The sequence below is a fragment of the uncultured Gimesia sp. genome (genome assembly GCF_963976445.1).
Taxonomy (GTDB): Bacteria; Planctomycetota; Planctomycetia; order Planctomycetales; family Planctomycetaceae; genus Gimesia.
The window spans coordinates 42115-63110 of sequence record NZ_CAXBKP010000008.1 but is presented as its reverse complement, the minus strand read 5'-3'; the positions used below and the strand labels follow the sequence as shown (position 1 = coordinate 63110).

Genomic DNA, 20996 nt, shown 5'->3' with positions numbered 1-20996 from the left:
TCTGATCTGTCGAAAACTCAGTTACTGCATTCATTTTCAGCGATTTTTACACGGACGAATTCAGGAAACCAGAGACCGTTCATGTTGCCAAAAAACAACATTTTGAAACAGCATGCATGCACTGATGCTGATGTAATCAACAGCGGCTGTTTTTAGGAAGCGGGATTAAGCAGACGCACGTTCCCGTTTTATGTCGGAACCGAAGGCTGCATCGAACTCAGTTTGAAAAGCGGTCGAGAATTTGAGCCGCGTAATCGAGTTCGGGGATCAGGCAAGGGTGCTTGTATTGTTCGATACTGCCCCCCAGTTTCTTCTGTCGTTCCTGCGCGAAACGTTGCCAGGTCCCTTTGGCAAGTGGGCAGAGTTGCAGCGGTGCGAGGCGCCCCGATTGGCGCTTCTCTTCATACTCACAATTGGACTGTTGCAGCAGCGTATCAATCTGATTCAGCAACTCGGGCAGTTGTGTTGCAGCCAGAGCAGCCCCCTCTTCAACCAACAGTTGATAATGGGGCGGTTCGTCCCATTTGGGGATCAGTGAATACTGACCAATTTCCAGTGACGTTATCTGAACCGCCTGGCGAACGGAATCGACCACCTGTGATTCCGTAATTTTCTCACCGGTCAGATTAGAAATATGCGCACCCTTATGCAGAAATTCCAGCAGCGGTGTCGCTTGATAAAAGCCCGTACAACGCACGACATCACAGATGTGATAACGATACAGGCCCGACAGTGTCGTGAGGAGAATAAAATAGTTTCGCCCGGTCTCTAGTTGATCGGCGGTGAGCACATTGGTTGACGTCAGCGGGTCTTCATCTTCCGGAACGAATTCGAAAAAGTGTGAGGTGATATCCAATACGCCGGTCGACGTGCCTGACTCTAATGGAATTGTCATGCGGCCTTCACTGGCAGAGAGACCATGATCTCGGATCGGCAAGTCGCCGTAGTAAGGAGTGAGCTGTGACAGATAGGCCCCGGCACTGCCGCCCATCCAGACAGCCAGCAAGGAGAGACCGGGCCAGAACTCGCGCGGATAAAGATGCCCCGTGCGTTCGATAATCGATTCCAGTTCCTTCGCCCGCTGTTTCTGCTTGCGTTGTAAGCGTGGTTTCAGTTTCTGATAAATCGTCGCATCAAGCTCGTCGGCTCCCGTCAGTGTGCCATCGGCGATATCGCGGACCAGTGATTCCCGATGCTGGTCAGTGAATCGTGCCAGATGTAACAGCGTGCTCGGATTCGCCGTCGTGATCATGCCCACGTGGCGGTCGGCCAGCGAGAGACGGATCGCCGTGTAATATTTCAACTGCGCCTGATCAATCTGTGAGACTTCACTGGGAACGGTGTAAAGTAATTTCACAACCGGGCTCTGCATGGCGGCAACCAGCCCGCTGATATTTCCGCAAGGCGTTCCTCCCGGAGTGCGAAACTTATCGAAATTACTCGAGAGTTGAACGATGTTTTGGTATTTGAGTGAAGGGAAATCGTCGTACGCCAGAATGCCCCAGTTCTGCCAGCCCTGACGATAATCTTTGAGAAACGGTTCGGTAATCGGAATGAATTTGGAATCGGAAGTCGTGCCGCTGCTCAGCGTAAACATCAGCAGTCGATTGGCCGTTCCTAATAGTGCCGAAGTCTCACCGTTTTTGACACGATCAATATACGGGCGGAAACGTTCGTAGTCAGAAACCGGAAAGCGGGACTGGAACTCTTCGATCGTGCAGGAGTCGTCCAGGTTCCATTGCCGGCTGAAGTCACTATCGGCATTCAAGCGCAGAATACGGCGCAGCGTTTGTTGCTGGACCTGGCGGCAGTCTTTTGTAAGAGCGAGAAAAGAATGGGCGGCACGACGATAGCGACGTCGTGTGAAAGTGCCTCCGGCAGCCCGTAGCAGATACAGGGCGTGCATTCCTTGCTCCCCGGTTGAATTGTACTGCGCTTAAGTGAAGGGTTGGAGTGAAGGAGAGTTGTCAGAACCAGAGAACTCTCCTTCCCCTTACGCGACCAGACGATTAATCATCTTCGCCGTCTTTCTTCTTTTTCTTCTTCTTGCCGAGCGAAATTTTTTCCACACGAACTTTAGGCAAACCAAGGGCGCCCTGTCCTTCGACCCAGCGATCTTCGAATTTCAATTTTTCAATACGCTCTGCGCGCTTCAATACGTTACGTGCACGAACCAGCGTACTTTTGCTCTTCAAACTTTTGTCGAGTGACACGGTGTCATCCCCTCATAATAGATGTTATTTCGAAGCCAGTCAGTTACTCTAGAAATTGACTGTCAAAATTGGCATAGTGGTGTCTCGTTCGCAAGATGGGCTGAATCAGCCTGCTGGTCAAACGGTCATTGAGCCGTGACGATTTGCGAAGCGACATATGGTAAAAGGAATCGGCTTTGATTGCAACCGCTGCTAAATGAAACCTTTCCGCTGTTTTCCGTGAAATGAGGAAATTCAGCTTCGAAACCAGGACCAAGGGGAGCAGACCATTTCTCTTTACGATACAAATTTCACCTGGATGGACTGGTCGATCGTCGGTTGCTACCTGCTAACTTCGATCGTAATTGGTTTGTGGGCCAATCGTTACGTCGGAAACCTGTCTGATTATCTGGTGGCAGGACGAAAACTCCGTATCAGAATGGCTCTGGCGACAATGACGGGCACCGAACTCGGGCTGGTCACCGTGATGTACATGGCCGAACTCGGTTTTATGCAGCAATATGCTTCTTTGTACCTCGCATTTCTGGAAGCGGGGGCCGTGTTAATCATCGGTCTGACCGGATTTGTCGTCTATCGGCTGCGCGATTCCTCGATCATGACGATCCCGGAATATTACGAAAAACGTTATTCGCAGAAGGTGCGCGTGGTGGGAGCGCTCGTAATGGTGGTTTCCGGCGTGTTGAATATGGGACTCTTTCTGAAAGCCGGTTCCCAGTTCCTGACCGCGATTTCCGGTCTGCAGGATGAAATGTCACTCAAGCTGATCATGACAGGCCTGTTGTTACTCGTGCTGTTCTACACGGTACTCGGAGGCATGGTCTCGGTCGTGATTACCGACCTGATTCAATTTTTGATTCTGGGAACCGGCATGGTGATTGTGACCGGCGTTGTTTTCTGGAGTATTGGCTGGGACGGATTGGCGGCGATTACCACACAACAAAATGGTTACTTCAACCCGTTCAATTCTGAGAATCCGTCGGGGAAAGGGCCGGGCATCGGGTGGTTGCAAATCATCCAGATGACGATCATTATTGGATCGGCGGCCATGCTCTGGCCGACCAGCGCAGCACGAACGCTTTCCTGTCAAAGCGCTGCGGTGGCGCAGAAACTGTATGCACTAAGCTCCGTTTCCTTCCTGGCACGACGTGCCTTGCCGGTGTTCTGGGGTATTGGAACATTCGCGTTTTTCGCTTCACAACCAGAACTCTTCGCGGAATTTGAACACGCGGTCGAAACCAATAGTTCGATTACTTCGTTGTCAGCGATGCCGCTTTTCCTGGCGAAAGTGGTGCCGACCGGATTACTGGGTTTGGTCACCGCGGGTATGATTGCCGCCTTTATGTCGACACACGACAGCTATCTGCTCTGCTGGAGCGGCGTGATTACACAGGACATTGTCGCACCACTGGTTGGTCCCATGAGTCAGCGTTCACGGATTTTAGTCACACGAATTGCTATCTTTGTGATCGGGGCCATGCTGTTGATCTGGGGGCTGTGGTATGAAGTCAGCAGTGACCTCTGGGGTTATCTCGCGGTCACCGGAGCCGTCTATCTTTCGGGTGCCATTCCCACTGTTGTCGGTGGTTTATACTGGAAACGGGGCAGTCAGATCGGCGCACTTGGCGCCATTCTGGGTGGCTTGCTGGGACTCTCGGCGATGGGGCCTTGCGTGACAAGAATTAATCAATGGTTCTCACTGGATGTCAACGGGACCCACCTCACACTGCTGACGTTTCTATTTTCCACTGTTGTTTATGTCGCCGGGTCGCTGGCATTTCCTGATAAAACCACACAACCGAATTCCATCGATTCAGGCACTCCCTCCTGAAGTTAGTGAGAGTAGAACATGTATGTATGGATGACGATCTGGACGATCTTGCTGCTGACCAGTGGTTTGGCATTTCTGGTGGTGCTGGTTTACGTCTCGTTTGGTGTCAAAGCGGAACTCCGTGACACATTAAACGACTTGAAAGCCGACGTGGACGAGTCGCGGGCGCATGAAGAAATTCTGGATCGCCCGATCGAATAGCATGCTCATTTTCAAACGATGTTCATCGAAGTTGATTTTCGTAAACCCCTAAAAATTCTGGATTTCTGAACAATTGACTGGTGAATCGGATACGATCATGCTATTTTTAAATATCAATAGGCAGACTTTCCCGGAATGTGAAGGGGGGGTTCTGTTGTTTAAGTACCAGGAGTCGCGTCTTTATGATGTGCCCTTTTTGTCGTGATGGTGAGACGAAAGTAATTGATTCACGTTTGAGTCAACCTTTTAGTGTGCGCCGACGACGAGAGTGCCTGGCCTGCGGAAAACGCTATACGACTTACGAAAAGATCGAAGAGTCGCCGCTGAAAGTCATCAAGAAAGATGGCGCCCGTGTCCCCTTTGATCGCACCAAGATGGTCAAGGGAATTGAGACCGCCTGCTACAAAAGACCGGTCAGCCCCGATGAAATTGAAGCCATCGTTTCACAGATCGAGGCCGAGATCTATGAGAATTTTGATCGCGAAGTTCCGTCGCGATTTATCGGCGAGCATGTTTCGACTGTTTTGAAAGACGTTGATGGGGTTGCCTTTGTGCGATTCGCGTCGGTCTATCGCAACTTTACCGATGCCAACGATTTCGTGACCGAAGTCCAGCCGATGCTGCGAACCGAAGACTGACACGCGTTTCTGGTCAGGCAAGAATCTCAGGAACCACATTGCCGGCAACACCAGTGACCCGCATGTCGAGTCCCTGAAACTTGAAGGTCAGCCGCTCATGGTCCATGCCGAGCAGATGCAGCAACGTGGCATGAAAATCGTTCACGTGCATCGGGTTTTCCGCAACATGGAATCCAATATCGTCGGTTTTGCCAAATGCAAATCCGCGTTTCACACCGCCGCCTGCCATCCAGACCGTGTAGGCATCTTTATGATGATCGCGGCCGGGTGCTTTGCGGTCTCCCTGCACCATCGGCGTGCGGCCGAACTCAGCGCCCCAGACCACCAGCGTATCATCCAGCAGTCCGCGCTGTTTCAGGTCTTTGATCAGCGCGGTGATCGGCTGGTCGACCTGTTTACATTTCCTTTGAAGGCCTTTGACCAGACTGCCGTGATGGTCCCATCCCTGATCAAACAGTTGCACGAATCGCACGCCGCGCTCGACCAGTCGTCTGGCCAACAGGCAGTTATTCGCGAAGCTGGCTTTGCCCGGCTGGGTGCCATACTGTTCGTGAATGTGCTTCGGCTCGTTGGAAATGTCCATCAGCTCGGGAACGGCCGACTGCATGCGGTAAGCCATTTCATATTGATTAATCCGGGTCGCAATTTCAGGATCGCCGATGTCGGCCAACTGGACTTTGTTTAAATGATTCACGCTGTCAATAATCCGTTTGCGATCTTCACCCGTCATGCCTTTCGGATTCGACAGAAACAGAACCGGATCTCCCGAAGAACGAAATTCGACACCCTGATAGATGCTGGGAAGGAAACCGCTACCCCACAAGCTGTTGCCGGCTCCCGCGACGTTGCCCGTAATCAAAACCACAAAGCCGGGCAGGTTACTGTTTTCCGAACCCAGACCATAATTCACCCAGGATCCCAGAGAAGGGCGACCAAAGCGTGAGAAACCCGTCTGGAAAAACAGTTGTGCGGGAGCGTGATTGAAATGATCGGTTTTCAAGGAATGGATCATGCAGAGTTCATCCGAAACCGAGCCCAGGTGCGGCATCAACTCGGAAATGGAAAGGCCCGCTTCGCCTTGCTGGTTGAAGGCAAACGGACTGCCCATCAGCTTGGGTTGCTCGCGAATGAACGCCAGCCGCAACCCTTTCCAGAGTTTGTCGGGAACCAGTTGACCATCCAGCTCTTGCAGTTTGGGTTTCGCATCGTACAGATCGAGATGCGAGGGCGCTCCTACCATGTGCAGGAAGATTACATTTTTCGCCTTGGGTGTAAAATGCGATTTGCGGGCCGCCATCGGATTGGCGCCAGTGGGAGTTTTCGCCTGCAGATCATTTGCCAGGAGTGAAGTCAACGCAGCGCCGCCGACCCCCATGCCGGCCCGTTGAAAAAATTCACGACGGGTATAATTCAGCAGCTGTTGCAAATGCTCGTTCATGATTAGCCCTTCGTAATTGTTTCATCAAGATTCAACAGGATGTTTGCGACATACAGCCAGGCTGCCATCCGCGTAGCACCGACGCCTTCCGGGCGGTGATCGGCGGAGATCAGTTTTTGAGCCGCCTGTGGATGCTCCTGGAAGTATTTTAATTCCTGCTGAAAGACTTTTGTCAGGTGATCGACTTCCACCTTCTTTGGTTCACGGGCCACACACAGACGAAACGCATAGGCGATTCGTTCGCGGTCACTCAGCTCGGTTTCCATGCCTTTCGTTGCCAGTCGTTTCGCGAGACCAATACCAATTTCCACATAAGCGGGATCATTCAACAGCGTGAGTGCCTGCAGCGGCGTGTTCGTGCGCGAACGATTGATCACACAGGCACCCCGGTCCGGTGCGTCGAAGTTGGTAAAGCTGGGATAAGGGGCACTGCGTCGCCAGATCACGTACACGCCTCTGCGGTAGCGATCTTCTGCAGTCGACGTGAGATACTTGGGGGCATTCCGACCAACGTGCCGCCAAAGTCCCTTCGGTTGCGGCGGGTAAACGGGCGGGCCTCCCATTTTCGTGGAAAGCAGCCCGCTGATCGCCAGGGCATTATCGCGAATACTTTCGGCTGACAAACGGAGTCGGGGGCCGCGGGTATACAGCTTGTTGTAGGGATCGGCTTCTAATAACTCCGGCGTGACTTTCGTCGACTGTTGATAGGTGTCTGACATCACGATCAATTTGTGAATCCGTTTCATCGACCAGTTATGTTCCATGAACTCCACCGCCAGCCAGTCCAGCAGTTCGGGATGCGTTGGTGCATCGCCTTGACTGCCGAAGTCTTCCTGGGTCGCGACAATGCCCTGGCCGAAAAATTGAGACCACCAGCGATTGACGGTCACGCGGGCCACCAGTGGGTTTTCTTTCGCCGCCAGCCATTTCGCAAATTCCAGACGGCTTGGCGTCGCTTTTGTCTTGAGAGGATGCAGGGCGTCCGGCGTTTGCGGTGTGACCTCGGCGCCTTTGCTCAGAAAATCGCCTCGCTTGAAAATGTTGTTCATCCGCGGCTCGGGCATCTCGACCATCACCAGTGTAGAATCTGGTTCAAATGCTTTTAATTCGTGCTTAATTTGATTGAGATCTTTTTCCAGGTCGGCATAGGTTTGATCCTGCTGCTGCTGAAACTGGGTGAGCGATTTGGTCTGTTTGCCCGTTCGCTTTTCGGCTTCCGTTCGTAATATCTTTTGTAAGGCAACGGGGACTTTGGCGCTTTCTTCGCTGTTCTCCAGTAAAGCGAGCGTCGTCTGTTCCCACTCGGACACCGCTTGCGCCAGTGCTTTCTCGCGGGCCTTTAATTGCTTCTGCAGGGCAAGTCGCTCGTTGGTGAGTTCGTCTTTCGTCTTGATTTCTTTGGGGTTCAAAGGTAACGCCAACTTGGGGCCGGTCACTTCAAATGTCACACTTTTACCGACCTGTTTGACTTCCAGCGGCGTGTTGTTGAAGAACGCAAAGATCTGGTAATAGTCCTGCTGTGAGAAGGGGTCGTATTTATGATTGTGACACTGTGCACATTCAAACGTCGTTCCCAGCCAGACCAGACCGGTGGTATTCACCCGGTCAAAGATCTGATTCACGCGGTTCTCTTCTGGGTCGACGCCCGCTTCCACATTACAGGTGGTGCAGCGATGAAAGCCGGTGGCAATTTTCTGGCTGAGTGTGGCTTGGGGAATCAGGTCGCCGGCAATCTGCTGAATCGTAAACTGATCAAAGGGGAGATCCTGATTGATCGAGTTGATCACCCAGTCACGATAGAGCCACATCTCACGCAGCTGGTCCGCCTGAAATCCGTTCGAGTCGGCATAGCGGGCGAGGTCGAGCCATTGACGGGCCCACTTTTCTCCGTAACGCGGCGACTTGAGTAGCGAATCGACATACTTTTCATAGGCGGCCGGTGAAGGATCTTTTTCAAACGCCTGAACATCTTCGGGAGTTGGCGGCAGGCCGATCAAGTCGAGCGAAACACGTCGCAGCAAACGGGCGGGGCTGGCCTGGAGCGCTTGTGTGAGAGGCGGTGTCTGCTGATTCAGTTTTTCGACAACATACGTGTCAATCGGATTATTAATGCGAGCCGATCCCTGGATTTCCGGAACCGGGCTTTTCACGGGTGGCACGTAAGCCCAGTGTTTCGGTGCGTCTGATTCGGTGGGCCAATTCGCGCCCTGATCAATCCACTGTTTTAGAATCTGGATTTCCTGTTTGGTGAGATGCTCGCCGACATCCGCGGGCGGCATCTGTTCTTTTTCATCTTGTGTCGAAACGCGATGGATCAGAATACTCAAGTCACTTTTCCCCACCACAATCGCCGGCTCGCCGGAATCGTTGCGGAGCAGAATGTTTTTGCGGTTCGTTAAACGCAGCCCCCCTTCGCGGGCATCGGGGCCGTGACAGTCCTGACAATATTTGGTAAACAGCGGCCGCACCGATTTTTCAAAATCAACCTGGGGAGCCGTTCCCGGTTTCTGGGCAGGAAGCGGCGCTGCCTGGGTAGCGGACGGGACTGTCAGAATCACCGAGCAAGCCGGAGCAGCCAGAGTGACGATACTTAAAACCGAGAACCCGACGATGAGAGTTCGTGGAACGAAAGAACCATACATACGCGTTCAATCCCTGTCAGGCCGCAACCGTAAGACTGCAATAATCTCGTGGGGTTACCTGGTGAGACAATTGAAAGTATTGCCGGTCCGTCGGAACCGCCGAAATCGGGGGACGGTAGCCAGACACCACTGTCTGACGGGCTGAATTTCGCTGGGAGAGTTTGTGTGGTTGACCTTACTCTAGATCGCATCGCATTTTACCATAGCGTCTCTCAATCTAATAGACTCGGTCCAAATGGCCTTGGAGACGTTACAGTAAAACTAGACACAGTCTAGAGGAGAAAAATCAAGGATTCAGGATAACCGTAATTCGCAGGAATTTCAAGTTTTTCTGTCAAAGCGGCCTAGTTTGATAGCTGGTAAATCGGCGTAACGTGATATCTGTTAATAAGATAGAAAGAGCCCCGTTGGTGCGGGGCTCCGCAGGTTCGACTACGATTTCTTTTTGGGGCGTTTCTTTGCCGGCTTCTTCATCTGTTGCGCCGACTTGCCGGCTTTGAAGATATCGACCGCGCCGTTGTTCTGTTGTGGCTTGCCGGGAGTGGAGCGGCCTTTGTCGGCGTAGCTCTGTAGTAATGTCGTTAATTGTTTGACCACCTCCGGGTGTTCGGCCTGCAGATTCTTCTGTTCTCCCACATCGTTGTTCAAGTCATACAACTGAATCGCCGGGAGATCACTCAGGTTATCCTTACCCGGCTTGGGAAAACTCCAGCCCCCCGAACCCGGACAGAGTTCCAGCTTCCAGTGATCTTTGCGAATCGAAAACGCGCCGCGAATCGAATGATGGACGGCGGCTTCGCGGAGCGGCGTGTCTGCCTTGCCTTCCATCGCTGATAGAATGCTGACACTGTCGACGCCCGCTTCATCGGGAAGCTTCGCACCGACGATGTCCGCCGCGGTGGCCATGAGGTCGGTCAGGCACGTCAATTGATCCGAGTGAGTTCCCGCTTTAATGTGGGCGGGCCAGTTGGCGATGAACGGAACGCGGTGTCCGCCTTCATAGATGTCGGCTTTGTGGCCGCGGAAATGATAACTGGGATGGTGATCTTTGTCGGTGATCTCTTTTAAGTTGGCGGCAGGCGAACAACCATTGTCGGCAGTGAAAATGATCAGCGTATTCTTTTCAATACCTTGCGCTTTGAGGGCACGCATCACCTGGCCGACCGTGTCATCAACCTGCATTACGAAATCACAGTAGGCGTTGATGCCGCTTTTTCCCTGCCATTCGGGCGTGGGTAGAATCGGCGTGTGCGGTGCATTGAGTGGAAAATAAATGAAGAACGGTTTACCCTTTTTCGCAGCAGCGGCCCGTTGATTGATAATCTCTACTGTTTTGTCGGTGGTGCGAGGCAGCACGTCGATGGCTTCAAAGTCTTTGTGCGCGGGCCCATCTCGAAAGAAGGCTTTGGTCACAGTCGGAATGCCCTGACTGCGGTTGTTTTCAATATAAACATAAGGTGGCATGTCGAGCGAAGCGCTGATGCCGAAGAAGTAATCGAAGCCGACGCTGTTCGGTCCATTCTGAATCGGCTGAGAATAATCGACTTCCCAGCCGGGATTGGTTTTTTTGTTATATGATTGTTCGGTCGCGATGCCTCCCTGCTTGAGCGTCCAGTCCATGCCCAGATGCCATTTGCCTACACAGGCAGTATAGTAACCATGCTGCTTCAGCATTTCCGGAACGGTCAACCGGTCGGGTTCAATTAGACGACGGGACAATCCCCAGAGCACGCCACTCTTCAAACGCGAACGCCAGTTGTAGCGGCCCGTCAGAATTCCATAGCGGGTCGGAGTGCAGACGGACGAACTGGAATGGGCGTCGGTAAAAATCATGCCCCCCTGCGCCAGTTGATCCAGATGCGGCGTCGCGATTTTACATTCCGGATTGAGCGCCCGAATGTCACCATAGCCCATATCATCGGCAAGGATGTAAATGATATTCGGGTCGCCTGTCTTCTCAGCCGCAGACACCGTTGTTTGTGGAACGAGGATCAGAGCGAATGCCGCTACAGTCAACACGAGCGTTGTGATTCTCTGAAGCATCGATACTGTTCGTGATTTTAGTTCAAACGAGGGAAGCGCTGTCGCAGCTGGCATGATGTGACCTCTGAGCGAGTAGAGTCTAACGGTTTGTAAAGTGGTTCCCGTTAGTATCAGCGACGTGAACGGTCGGGTCAAGCAAGACCTGACCGGAATCCATTTCGATTGACTGAAAACGATTATGGAAATGCGTTGATTACAGGCCCGGGTCTTGTTTTAGTGAGATCTGCTCTCTTTACAGGCCTTGTGTCGCATCCTGAGATTGTTCTGGGCTCATTTTCGTGCGTGCGATATAATCAGCAGGCGCTCTTCAGTCCAATACTCAGGGAGTGAATTTTACAATGACTGATCAAGAAACAGAATCGAAAAATGAAAAAGAGTTCTGTTCCAGGCGTGTATTTCTTGCTTCTGGAGTATTCGCATTAATCAATGTTCCCATGATTGATTTGCCACTCATACGCTTTCAACAGAGACAGACATCCATTTCTTTTGATGGCCCATTTAAACGGAGAGAAAAATATTTCTTTGACGAAGCGACGCGGAAGAAACTCCCGTTTATTCCAACAAACTTACAAGTGGGCAACAATGACATTGCTATCTGGGGTTATCCTGGAAAGAGGGAACACAGTATTACGATGATTGTAAGCCTGGACTTATATGGCGAAAATGATCATGTGTTATCCAGTCAGAGCGCTCCAATGAGAATGGAATGGAATAAAGGTAAGTTCTTTACCGGGTGTAATGTCCGTTTCCAATTCCCAAAGTCCACACTTTCAAAGGCCCAAAAAGTAACTGTCACATTTTGGGAGTTTCGCTAGACAATTCTGAATGTTCTCGATCACCTGATCCCTTTGTCGTCTTCTTGAAAACACTCAGGTTAATCTTCGCTCAAATCTTCTACGATTTTATCCAAGTAATTTCTTAATTGAGTTTCAGTCATTACAAATTCTGGGCCCATTTCCATCATCATTACACCTTGAATGCGATAAAAAAATTCAGTAGAAGAGTCAACATCCAGTTCTTCATAAATGCCTTGGGCAAATTCCGCAATTCGAACTGGGGCATATCCTTTTTCAATTTCTTTAAGAACATCGTTTTTAAAATCATTTGGTGTATATGCCATCGTAATTCAGTTCCAATTGGCGGGAAATGTGGTGCAATAAATCTTTCACCATTTAATTTAAGAAGTCACTTTTAAGGGACAGATCTCGATTATTCTGGCCCCGATCCCTTTATCGTCTTCGTTCAATAGATTTCGGTTTAATTAGAAGTCATGATTTTGACTGCTTCAGCATCGTTCTTGTTTTTTGCTAAATCAATTGGTGAAATACCATAATTATTATTTTGGTAAGCTAGCTCCGGACTACAGAAGTCGGCTAACAACTTTAAAAATTCATAGGTTCCCTTTGGTTCTCCAACAGCATCCAACAAAGGGGTGTTTCCATTTTGGTCTGCTATCGAAGGGTCCCCACCATTCTCCAGGATTGCTTTCGTTAATTCGGTGTTCTGATAAATGGCACAAAAATGCAGAGGGGTTAGACCTTTCTTAGTTATTGCATTCACGTCGATACCCTTTTTAATTAATTTAAGCCCAATCGGAGTATTGTCATAAGCAATAGCGGAATGTAATAAAGTTGCCCCCAGCTCATCCCGGAGATTAATATCGTCAAGGGAGTTTATGATTTTCAGAGCATCAGATTTCTTGAGTTCAACGGCATGAAATGGATTTGTCGTCATAACTTCAACCTTTATAGTAGTTCTAATTTGAGCCGCATTTAAGTGGGGCTGGTTTCGGATATTCTGGACAGGTCTTTATAGCCCTTTTGTAAAGAAGCATCTAGCTGATTGGCATTGGAATGGTTGCGGGAATTTCAATCGCTCGCCACTGTTGGTTCATGGCGACAACGAGGGCACGTCAAAGCCGAACGGCATCCGCGCACAGTCTGGATCACGCTAAGAGTGTTCGGCCTCAAATTGATCTCATACCTTGCAAAAACGTGATTCTCATTTGGGGAGTCTTTAACCGGGCGATATTCCCAAATTTGACGCGAGCCTGGTTTTCAAACAGGTCACTCAGGATCGTGTCGTCATTGCTTTTTGCGGTAGAACTTCAAATGGATGAAGCACAGCTGTAGTTGGCAAGTCATTGTTGTAGAACAGGTTAGGGGTTTTTGGGGTCGTTTTGATGAGGAAGAAAATGAAACGAAAGCGAAAAAAACAACGCCTGTCACACGGCAACACCTGCTGACTGGCGGGTAACGTATTGGGTTTCATCCATGCTTTCGGTGCATGGCAACCATTACAAGAATGCATTGGAACTATTAGGTGGAAGTGTCCATAATGTATAAAGAGGATTAATGAGTCCACATTAAAAACCGGTATATTTCAACCACAATCCGAGGAGAGACCATGACCACGCCAAGACACTTCGCTCGTGTAATATCGGGCTGTGCGGTGCTCTGCATCGCTACGGTCGCATTCGCTCAGAATCAGCCCCCCCTCATTAAAGATGGCGGGAAACAGGCAGGCGACAAACAGGATATCAGTAAGTGCCCGGTGATGGGCGGACAAAAAAGTCCATCGCAAAGGCACACCGCAGCGGGGGGGATGTCGAATGGGGACTGGTGGCCGAACCAGTTGAATCTGGACATGCTGCATCAGAATTCACGCAAGAGTAATCCTATGGGCGAGGGTTTTAATTACGCTGCTGAGTTCCAGAAACTCGACCTGGCTGCGGTGAAGAAAGACATCAAAGAGTTGATGACCACATCACAGGACTGGTGGCCCGCCGACTACGGACACTATGGTCCGTTATTCATTCGAATGGCCTGGCATAGTGCAGGAACGTATCGCGTCTCTGATGGTCGCGGCGGTGCATCGGATGGCACACAACGCTTCGCACCACTCAACAGTTGGCCCGATAATGCGAACCTGGACAAGGCGCGTCGATTGCTCTGGCCGATTAAACAAAAATACGGCCAGAAGATTTCCTGGGCCGACCTGATGGTCTTAACCGGTAACTGTGCTCTGGAGTCGATGGGGTTCAAGACGTTTGGATTTGCCGGAGGTCGTGAAGATGTCTGGGAGCCACAAAAGGATGTTTACTGGGGACCGGAAAGCGAATGGCTGGGTAGCAAGCGTTACAAAGCAGATAAGAAACTCGATAATCCTCTCGCCGCAACTCAGATGGGTTTGATCTACGTCAATCCGGAAGGCCCGGGTGGCAAGCCGGATCCGCTTGCTGCAGCGCAGGCCATTCGGGAAACCTTTGGTCACATGGCGATGAATGACGAAGAGACTGTGGCGCTGATTGCCGGCGGACACACCTTCGGAAAAGCGCATGGTGCTGCCAGTCCAAAAGGGAACGTGGGTCCCGAACCTGAGGGAGCCGGTCTCGCAGAACAGGGACTTGGCTGGAAGAACAAATATGGAAAAGGTAATGCGGGCGACACGATCACCAGTGGTCTGGAAGGGGCCTGGACATCCACCCCAACCGAGTGGTCAAACGGCTATTTCAATAACCTGTTCGGCTACGAATGGGAACTGACGAAAAGTCCGGCAGGTGCGCAGCAGTGGACTCCGAAAGAGGAATCTGCCAAAGGAACCGTACCGGATGCGCACGATTCATCCAAGTCTCATGCCCCGATGATGTTCACGACCGACATGGCATTGAAGATGGATCCGGCCTATGGAAAAATTTCAAAACGTTTCCATGAAAACCCGGACCAGTTCGCCGCTGCCTTCGCCAAGGCATGGTTCAAGCTGACACACCGGGATATGGGCCCCGTTTCAAAGTGCCTCGGTCCTGAAGTACCTGCAGCACAATTGTGGCAAGACCCCGTTCCGGCTGTTGATCATAAACTGATCAACGCGCAGGATGTCACTGCCCTCAAAGCCGAGATTCTGGCTGCGGACCTGTCGATTCCCCAACTGGTTTCGACCGCGTGGGCATCGGCGTCTACCTTCCGTGGCTCCGACAGTCGTGGTGGTGCCAACGGGGCACGCATTCGCCTCGCCCCACAGAAGGACTGGAAAGTCAATAATCCGGAAGCACTGGCGAAGGTACTGCCGAAGCTGGAGCAAATCCAATCGGATTTCAACAGCGCACAATCCGATGGCAAGCAGGTCTCACTGGCAGACCTGATCGTGCTGGGCGGATGTGCTGCCGTCGAGGAAGCTGCGAAGAAGGCCGGGCACACGGTTCAGGTTCCCTTCGCGCCAGGACGCACCGATGCATCACAGGAAATGACCGACGTCGCGTCCTTCGCCGTGCTGGAACCAAAGGCAGACGGATTTCGTAACTACCAGGATCATGGTCTCGATTTCGATCGACCTGCGGCAGAGATGCTGGTCGATCGATCCAACCTGCTCACGCTGACTGCTCCGGAGATGGCCGTGCTTGTGGGCGGCATGCGGGTACTCGATACGAATGTCGGAGTTCCGGGACTGGGTGTCTTAACCAAGCAACCGGGAACGTTGTCTAATGACTTCTTTGTGAACCTGTTGGACATGAACACGAAGTGGCAGAAGTCTGCCATGTGTGACCACTTCTTCGAAGGTCGGGACAGCAAGACGGGCCAAGTCAAATGGACTGCCAGTTCCGTCGATCTTGTGTTTGGTTCGAACTCACAACTGCGTGCGATCGCAGAAGTGTATGCCAGCGAAGATGGTCAGCAGAAGTTTGTCAATGACTTCGTAGCTGCCTGGAATAAGGTGATGAATCTGGATCGATTCGACCTTGATCCCGCTCTGAAAAAAGGAGCTAAGTCTGTAGCGCTTGGCCAGCGCTGATCTTTTGAGTGAGTGATTGATAAATGACGATTCGAGTGGAAACTCGAGACGGTCAATGAAACGAGCCCCTGGTCTGAGAAATCGGACCAGGGGCTTTTTGTTTCTACATGTGTGGTCATTTAAGGCTTGTTTTGTAGATGTAATTACCGTGTCGTGTGTCACTGTCGGCTGGCCCGACAGTGAGAAAACAGACTCAAACTTGAATCGAAATCACGATTGGACATGCTAACCGTAGCACACAACGCTGATACCTTGTGTGAGTGATTTTACCTCATCCCTTTTTTTATGCCTCTCCTTTTCCGACATCGTCGCATGCTGATTCTGCGAAACTGACAGAAAGATTTCTGAAAGGTGCGAACCGCCGGCGATGGTGCACTGTCTTTCATCGGCAGCCAGCGATTGTGATTTCGTTGGTTCTTAATAATGGGATGCCTTGCGAGTGTGATGGACGCACGGTGGTCTTCTAATCCATAAGACGGGGTTCAACTCCCTGGCGAGGTACTGAGAATATGAGGTCCCTGGAGTGTGCCGGATTCGCACGCGAGCCCGCGAAGCTCGTAGATCAGGTTCAATTCCTGACGGGGGCACTTCACTGACGCTGGAACCTGATGGTCGGGCGGCTGCCTGCAAAGCAGTCGGAACTGGGTTCGACTCCCACTGGCGTCTTAAACCGACCAACTGCCGGCTCGGACTACATCTTTCTGTAAAAAAGAACCCGTGTCTGAGCAAATCCTTCGTTGGAAGGTTGTAATAAAAATCCAACAATTCGTTGGGATAACATGATCACTTTCAAACAGGACCGACTGCCGAACTGGAGTACATGGTTTAGATCCCGGTGGTTGTGGGTTCGAGTCCCACCGGCGCTATTTCACAAAGCGTGTCGCGCCGTAGCTCAAAGGTTAGAGCACCGTAAAAACTCTGGTACACAACTTCGTCGGTCTTTTTTGAAACTGAAATATTGACTTTCTGAGAGGACTACAACGTCACTTTAAACAGGATCGACTGCCGAATGGGAGTACATGACTATTGTGGGTTCGAGCCCCACCAGCGTTCCCTGTTTAAGCATGCCACGCTGTAGCTCAATTGGCAGAGCATTGGAAAAAAACTCTGGTTCAACAACTTCGTCGATCATTTTTTAACAAAACTCACTCGACTGCCGGAGTGGAGTACATGGCAAAGCTGGTTCAAATCCTGCCCGGCCCACTTAACTTTTCAATTTGGTTCGGACCTTGTGATCCGCGCGTGCGACGTCACAGGGAAAACTCTGCCCATTACTTCGTCGAGTGCTGCTTACATGGTTCGACTGCAGTCAACGTTGACTGATCCTGTTTTCGTCGGACCCCTATTTTGAAAGGAGGCTATGATGGCCAACAAAACGTTATTTTCCAGTCGCAAAAGTAACCTGCCACGCGCGAACGCGCGCAACGAAGCGGGAGGCCTGGCATACAAGTTCACACCGAAGCAGGCACTGGCACAGATGGCGGCCACCGGCTGCTTCAACGGCGTGTTCTATGCGAGCGCGCAGAGCCAGCTGGATGAGATACACAAACTGATCGATCAGGTCGATGACAATCGCTTCCTGGCGCAGCTGGCGGTTTACGCGCGTGAGCGTGCCTTCATGAAGGATATGCCGGCGGCGTTGTTGGTGGTTCTGTCGAAGCGGAATACCGAATTGCTGCACCGTGTGTTCGATCGGGTGGTGGACAATGGCCGCGTGCTGCGCACGATGTTCCAGATGATCCGTTCGGGGCAGTTCGGTCGTAGCAGTTTGTCGTCTAGTCTGCAGCGCGCGTATCAACGCTGGCTGAACGAGGCATCGGTGGGTAAGTTGCTGTCAGCTTCGATCGGCAACGATCCGAGTCTGCGCGATGTGTTGCGAATGGCGCGACCAACGCCAAAAGACAATGCGCGACGTGCGCTGTTTGGTTGGCTGACGGGTAAGGAGCTTGAAAAGTGGGCTCCTGCAACGGAAGCTGACCTGCCAGCACAGGTGCAGGCGTTGATCGCATATCGACAGGCAGAAACGGACGCAGCGCAGGCGGAGATTGTGAAAGATCTGTCTGTGCGTTGGGATCTGCTGGCCGATGCGGCCAAAGGTCCGTTGGTCTGGAAGGCGATTGCCCGACAGATGGGACCGCAGGCGCTGCGGATGAACCTTAACACGCTGTTGCGTCACGAGGTGTTCAAAGACAGTGCGCTGGTGGATTACGTGGCCGAACGATTGACGGACGAAAAGGCAATCCGTCGTTCACGGCAGTTTCCGTACCAGTTCCTGGCAGCGTACCTGAATGTGGCGTCGGAAATTCCGCACAAGATCAAAGCAGCCCTGCATACTGCAGCTGAGATCGCCTGCGGTAATGTGCCGGAGTTGGTGGAGCCTGTGGTCATCGGTTTGGATACGTCCTATTCGATGAGTTCGCCTGCGACGGGTTGGCAGGGCCGTGGTGCTGTCAGCAAGATGCGCTGTGTGGATGTGGCGGCGTTGTTTGCGGCGGCCATTCTGCGGCGTAATCCGGACAGCGTGGTGATTCCGTTCGATACCCGGGCGTACGACGTTCGCTTTGATGCGTCCGACTCAATCCTGAGTCTGTCAGAGCGACTGGCGAAGTTCGGCGGCGGCGGAACCGACTGTTCGGTTCCGCTCCGCGAAGCCAATGCACGATTGAGCAAACGCGCGTTTGCCGGTTGTGTGCTGGTGAGCGACAACGAGAGCTGGGTTGGCGCGGGCCACTATGGTTCGACCGGTGTGATGGCCGAGTGGCAGACGTTCGTGAAGAACCAGAGGCGGCTTGGTGTGGTTGATCCGAAGCTGGTTTGTATCGACATCCAGCCTTACGGTTCAACGCAGGCTCCGGAACGAGACGACATCCTGAACATCGGCGGCTTCAGTGACGCCGTGTTCAACGTGGTCTCCTCGTTTGTGGGTAAGGATGCAGGTCGGTTCGTATCGGAGATCGAGTCGATCGAAGTCTGATCGACGGTGTCGTTGAACAGGGGGCTTTTGTGTTTTTCCAGATGTTATTGTTTCACACTTGTTTTATAGTGTATTTACTGTGTTGTGTGCCACTGTCGGCTTGCCCGACAGTGAGAAGACTCACTTTGATTCAACTGTATTTTGACAGTCATTGGAGAGCATTTAAATGATGTTGATTGAAATCACGATGATTATCTCGTCTTTAAGATTAACAAATTACTTACCTTCACCCGAGCAAGGAAAAACCGACCTGAACCATAAAGCGTAATCACTGTTGAGCAAGCCACGGTGTCACCCGACAAGCTAAAAGGATGAGTAGGGCGCATTATTAATGAGACCTGCCTATTATTGTACCCCTACTGAAATCATTCAGTCTAACTCAAGTGATGCTTTATGGATTTGACAAAGCTACAACATGAATTCCTCAAGCAATTGCTGTCTGCGCTGGCAGGTGAGCCGTCGCGACAATTCACGTACGTTACTGAGTGGCTGGGGTATCTTCCGTTTGGGCAATATCACTGGATTGAAGTAGCCGGCCAGGACTTATCAACGACATTTCCAGCGAAGTGGCAGCTCTCTGATCTAGAGACTCTGGAAAGGGCAGGCCACGTGCGTCGGGTCAGCGAGTGGCAAAATCCAAATGACGAACTGCACCGCAAAATTACTTATGAGATTCGAAAAATCTAGCCAGCGGTTCAAGGTGCTACAGCAATCGCTCTGATTAAACCGAACTTGAGACCGAACGCCACAGAAGAGGAACTGATTTTCCGCCAACTGTCCGCAGTGGTGAATGGACAGGAAGCCGTCTTAGCGAACAGAGATCAAAGAGATCTGAGCCTTTTCCAGCTCACTTAGCCCTTTCCTCAGATTTCGCTTGACAATTCATATCCTGTTAAACAAAATTTCACCAGCTCTGCCGATAATGGGTTCTATCGAAATATTTCAGTCTAATTCAAGGTGTTCGCCTAAGATATGACGCAATGTTCGCTACATTCCGTGCTTTTATTTGCCTTGTCTTTTTCCGCTTTGCCGGGTTGTGATCGCATGGAACCTGAGGGTCAGGCTGTTGAACTAATGCAGGAATTCACGTTTTCTCAACTTAAGACTGCCGAGGATGTGCAGCGTGCTGTAGCTGAGGCAACTTCTCACTCTGAAACGATTTTCCTGGTCCACGTCGATTGGGCTTTTATGGTTTTTCAGCGTAAACGTTTTGCTGAATTTGAACGCGACTACAAAACCCGATACCCGAAGAGCGACCTCGCATTTCGCTACATTGACTGCACGCCAGTTACTCAAGGCTACAAACCACTTCGCTCACTGCCCGGCTGGAAAAAACTTGAGGAATTGAAGAATGGGGCGTCCCTCGTTCACGGATATGGAGAACTTGTGTGGTGCAAAAATGGCCGAGTACTGCATGTTGAGAATTCACTAAAATTTGACTCTACAGATGAGCTAATCGCAAAAACCAAATCACTCGGCATGGTCAGTATCGTCGAATAACAATGGCAGGAAAGCGGAGCCGCGAGCGGCTCTGTTAGCTAAAACGTCTGGGATCTTGCAACACATGGACTACGAAATGATCGACCGCGCATTGGGAAGGCTCGGTCAACCACCTCAGCCTCTCGAGACAGGACTTTCACTGACAGAACGTGACGCAATGTTGGTGGAGGCTTTGTGTTTCCCGGAGCGCGCCTTGCCAACGGGAGAGCTGGCCGACTGGGCGATCATACTGATTGAGCTAGGGAAGGAGCCGGCGGTGATTGCTGCCGTAGCCGTAATTGAAGCTGCCCTGAGTGAAGCACCCCCGGAACGTGCGGATGTCGAGTTTGTAGAGAGGGTACTGGCAGAATTACACATCTGGCTGGAGAGTGCGCAATCGGTGGACGACTTGCGACGCCTCGGCGATCTGTGGTGGAGCCTGGTAAGAAACATGCCGCAGTCTGCTCATACGCCACTGGGGGACGCTGCTTTCATGGCCTGGTTTCTCGCGGGATATGACCCCGAGGGTTGGGATGATCCCCCCGAGGACTCCGAGCAGCTTCGCGACTGGCTGGCGGAAGCGGCCCAGAATGTGACGGCTGTTGTAGATGTCTTCAGCCTGATGCAACAAGCCGTAGGACCGGAACGACACGACTTGCTCGTCAAAGGTGTCCGTAGTGCGGTGGAAACATGGCGCGACATGGATTCTGGGATGAGTTGACAATCCGATGTATCCGAGCGGCGAAGTTCAC

At 51.6% G+C, this 20996-nt stretch carries 16 protein-coding genes and 1 tRNA gene; 10 read left to right on the top strand and 7 right to left on the bottom strand.

The features are described from left to right. Positions 1-217: 217 nt before the first annotated feature. Positions 218-1906, bottom strand: coding sequence for a GH3 auxin-responsive promoter family protein (locus tag AAC022_RS10985; RefSeq protein ID WP_339730889.1), 1689 nt, complete (start codon positions 1904-1906; stop codon positions 218-220). A 103-nt stretch (positions 1907-2009) separates the two neighbouring features. Next, the gene (locus AAC022_RS10980; RefSeq protein ID WP_339730888.1) at positions 2010-2213 is read right to left on the bottom strand and encodes a small basic protein; all 204 of its coding nucleotides are present in this window, start codon (positions 2211-2213) and stop codon (positions 2010-2012) included. 298 nt (positions 2214-2511) lie between these two features. Between AAC022_RS10980 and AAC022_RS10975 the strand changes: the two genes are divergently transcribed. The 3 genes from AAC022_RS10975 (at position 2512) to nrdR (ending at position 4880) form a co-directional block, all read left to right on the top strand. Beyond that, entirely contained in the window at positions 2512-4041 is a 1530-nt protein-coding gene (locus tag AAC022_RS10975) for a sodium:solute symporter family protein (RefSeq protein WP_339730887.1), read from the top strand. 18 nt (positions 4042-4059) lie between these two features. Next, on the top strand, positions 4060-4242 hold the full coding sequence (locus AAC022_RS10970) for a hypothetical protein (RefSeq protein ID WP_339730886.1): 183 nt from the start codon (positions 4060-4062) through the stop codon (positions 4240-4242). Positions 4243-4424: 182 nt separating this feature from the next. Then, positions 4425-4880, top strand: coding sequence for a transcriptional regulator NrdR (nrdR, locus tag AAC022_RS10965; protein WP_339730885.1), 456 nt, complete (start codon positions 4425-4427; stop codon positions 4878-4880). Positions 4881-4893: 13 nt separating this feature from the next. Here the strand turns inward: nrdR and AAC022_RS10960 are convergent, their stop codons facing one another. The 3 genes from AAC022_RS10960 to AAC022_RS10950 form a co-directional block, all read right to left on the bottom strand. Then, complete coding sequence (locus tag AAC022_RS10960; RefSeq protein WP_339730883.1) at positions 4894-6318, bottom strand: DUF1501 domain-containing protein; 1425 nt, start codon at positions 6316-6318, stop codon at positions 4894-4896. A 2-nt stretch (positions 6319-6320) separates the two neighbouring features. Next, a complete protein-coding gene (locus AAC022_RS10955; RefSeq protein ID WP_339730882.1) occupies positions 6321-8960 on the bottom strand; it encodes a PSD1 and planctomycete cytochrome C domain-containing protein in 2640 nt (879 codons plus the stop codon). 432 nt (positions 8961-9392) lie between these two features. Continuing rightward, positions 9393-11003, bottom strand: a complete 1611-nt coding sequence (locus AAC022_RS10950; RefSeq protein WP_339730881.1) for an arylsulfatase — start codon at positions 11001-11003, stop codon at positions 9393-9395. A gap of 338 nt (positions 11004-11341) precedes the next feature. Here AAC022_RS10950 and AAC022_RS10945 point away from each other — a divergent pair, with 338 nt between their 5' ends. Next, positions 11342-11818 carry a hypothetical protein gene (locus AAC022_RS10945; RefSeq protein WP_339730880.1) on the top strand — a complete coding sequence of 159 codons (477 nt, stop codon included), beginning with the start codon at positions 11342-11344 and terminating at the stop codon, positions 11816-11818. A gap of 59 nt (positions 11819-11877) precedes the next feature. Here AAC022_RS10945 and AAC022_RS10940 read toward each other — a convergent pair whose 3' ends face one another. Both AAC022_RS10940 and AAC022_RS10935 read right to left on the bottom strand, forming a co-directional pair. Next, a complete protein-coding gene (locus AAC022_RS10940; RefSeq protein ID WP_339730877.1) occupies positions 11878-12123 on the bottom strand; it encodes a hypothetical protein in 246 nt (81 codons plus the stop codon). 137 nt (positions 12124-12260) lie between these two features. Next, a complete protein-coding gene (locus tag AAC022_RS10935) occupies positions 12261-12737 on the bottom strand; it encodes an ankyrin repeat domain-containing protein (protein ID WP_339730876.1) in 477 nt (158 codons plus the stop codon). Between the two features lie 672 nt (positions 12738-13409). Between AAC022_RS10935 and katG the strand changes: the two genes are divergently transcribed. The 6 genes from katG (at position 13410) to AAC022_RS10905 (ending at position 20965) form a co-directional block, all read left to right on the top strand. Beyond that, positions 13410-15791 carry a catalase/peroxidase HPI gene (gene katG / locus AAC022_RS10930; protein WP_339730874.1) on the top strand — a complete coding sequence of 794 codons (2382 nt, stop codon included), beginning with the start codon at positions 13410-13412 and terminating at the stop codon, positions 15789-15791. 594 nt (positions 15792-16385) lie between these two features. After that, positions 16386-16457, top strand: a tRNA-Cys gene (locus AAC022_RS10925). 694 nt (positions 16458-17151) lie between these two features. Further along, a complete protein-coding gene (locus AAC022_RS10920) occupies positions 17152-18765 on the top strand; it encodes a TROVE domain-containing protein (protein ID WP_339730873.1) in 1614 nt (537 codons plus the stop codon). A gap of 393 nt (positions 18766-19158) precedes the next feature. Beyond that, positions 19159-19452: a hypothetical protein gene (locus tag AAC022_RS10915; protein ID WP_339730871.1), complete on the top strand. Its 294-nt coding sequence runs from the start codon at positions 19159-19161 to the stop codon at positions 19450-19452. Positions 19453-19761: 309 nt separating this feature from the next. Continuing rightward, positions 19762-20265, top strand: a complete 504-nt coding sequence (locus AAC022_RS10910) for a hypothetical protein (RefSeq protein ID WP_339730869.1) — start codon at positions 19762-19764, stop codon at positions 20263-20265. 64 nt (positions 20266-20329) lie between these two features. After that, positions 20330-20965, top strand: coding sequence for a hypothetical protein (locus AAC022_RS10905; RefSeq protein ID WP_339730867.1), 636 nt, complete (start codon positions 20330-20332; stop codon positions 20963-20965). The last annotated feature ends 31 nt before the right edge of the window (positions 20966-20996 follow it).

Excerpts from the sequence above, each read along its gene's own strand:
- AAC022_RS10985 (WP_339730889.1), bottom strand. The coding sequence starts at position 1,906 with ATGCACGCCCTGTATCTGCTACGGGCTGCCGGAGGCACTTTCACACGA.
- AAC022_RS10975 (WP_339730887.1), top strand. The coding sequence starts at position 2,512 with ATGGACTGGTCGATCGTCGGTTGCTACCTGCTAACTTCGATCGTAATT.
- AAC022_RS10970 (WP_339730886.1), top strand. The coding sequence starts at position 4,060 with ATGTATGTATGGATGACGATCTGGACGATCTTGCTGCTGACCAGTGGT.
- nrdR (WP_339730885.1), top strand. The coding sequence starts at position 4,425 with ATGATGTGCCCTTTTTGTCGTGATGGTGAGACGAAAGTAATTGATTCA.
- AAC022_RS10960 (WP_339730883.1), bottom strand. The coding sequence starts at position 6,318 with ATGAACGAGCATTTGCAACAGCTGCTGAATTATACCCGTCGTGAATTT.
- AAC022_RS10955 (WP_339730882.1), bottom strand. The coding sequence starts at position 8,960 with ATGTATGGTTCTTTCGTTCCACGAACTCTCATCGTCGGGTTCTCGGTT.
- AAC022_RS10950 (WP_339730881.1), bottom strand. The coding sequence starts at position 11,003 with ATGCTTCAGAGAATCACAACGCTCGTGTTGACTGTAGCGGCATTCGCT.
- AAC022_RS10945 (WP_339730880.1), top strand. The coding sequence starts at position 11,342 with ATGACTGATCAAGAAACAGAATCGAAAAATGAAAAAGAGTTCTGTTCC.
- AAC022_RS10940 (WP_339730877.1), bottom strand. The coding sequence starts at position 12,123 with ATGGCATATACACCAAATGATTTTAAAAACGATGTTCTTAAAGAAATT.
- AAC022_RS10935 (WP_339730876.1), bottom strand. The coding sequence starts at position 12,737 with ATGACGACAAATCCATTTCATGCCGTTGAACTCAAGAAATCTGATGCT.
- katG (WP_339730874.1), top strand. The coding sequence starts at position 13,410 with ATGACCACGCCAAGACACTTCGCTCGTGTAATATCGGGCTGTGCGGTG.
- AAC022_RS10920 (WP_339730873.1), top strand. The coding sequence starts at position 17,152 with ATGATGGCCAACAAAACGTTATTTTCCAGTCGCAAAAGTAACCTGCCA.
- AAC022_RS10915 (WP_339730871.1), top strand. The coding sequence starts at position 19,159 with ATGGATTTGACAAAGCTACAACATGAATTCCTCAAGCAATTGCTGTCT.
- AAC022_RS10905 (WP_339730867.1), top strand. The coding sequence starts at position 20,330 with ATGGACTACGAAATGATCGACCGCGCATTGGGAAGGCTCGGTCAACCA.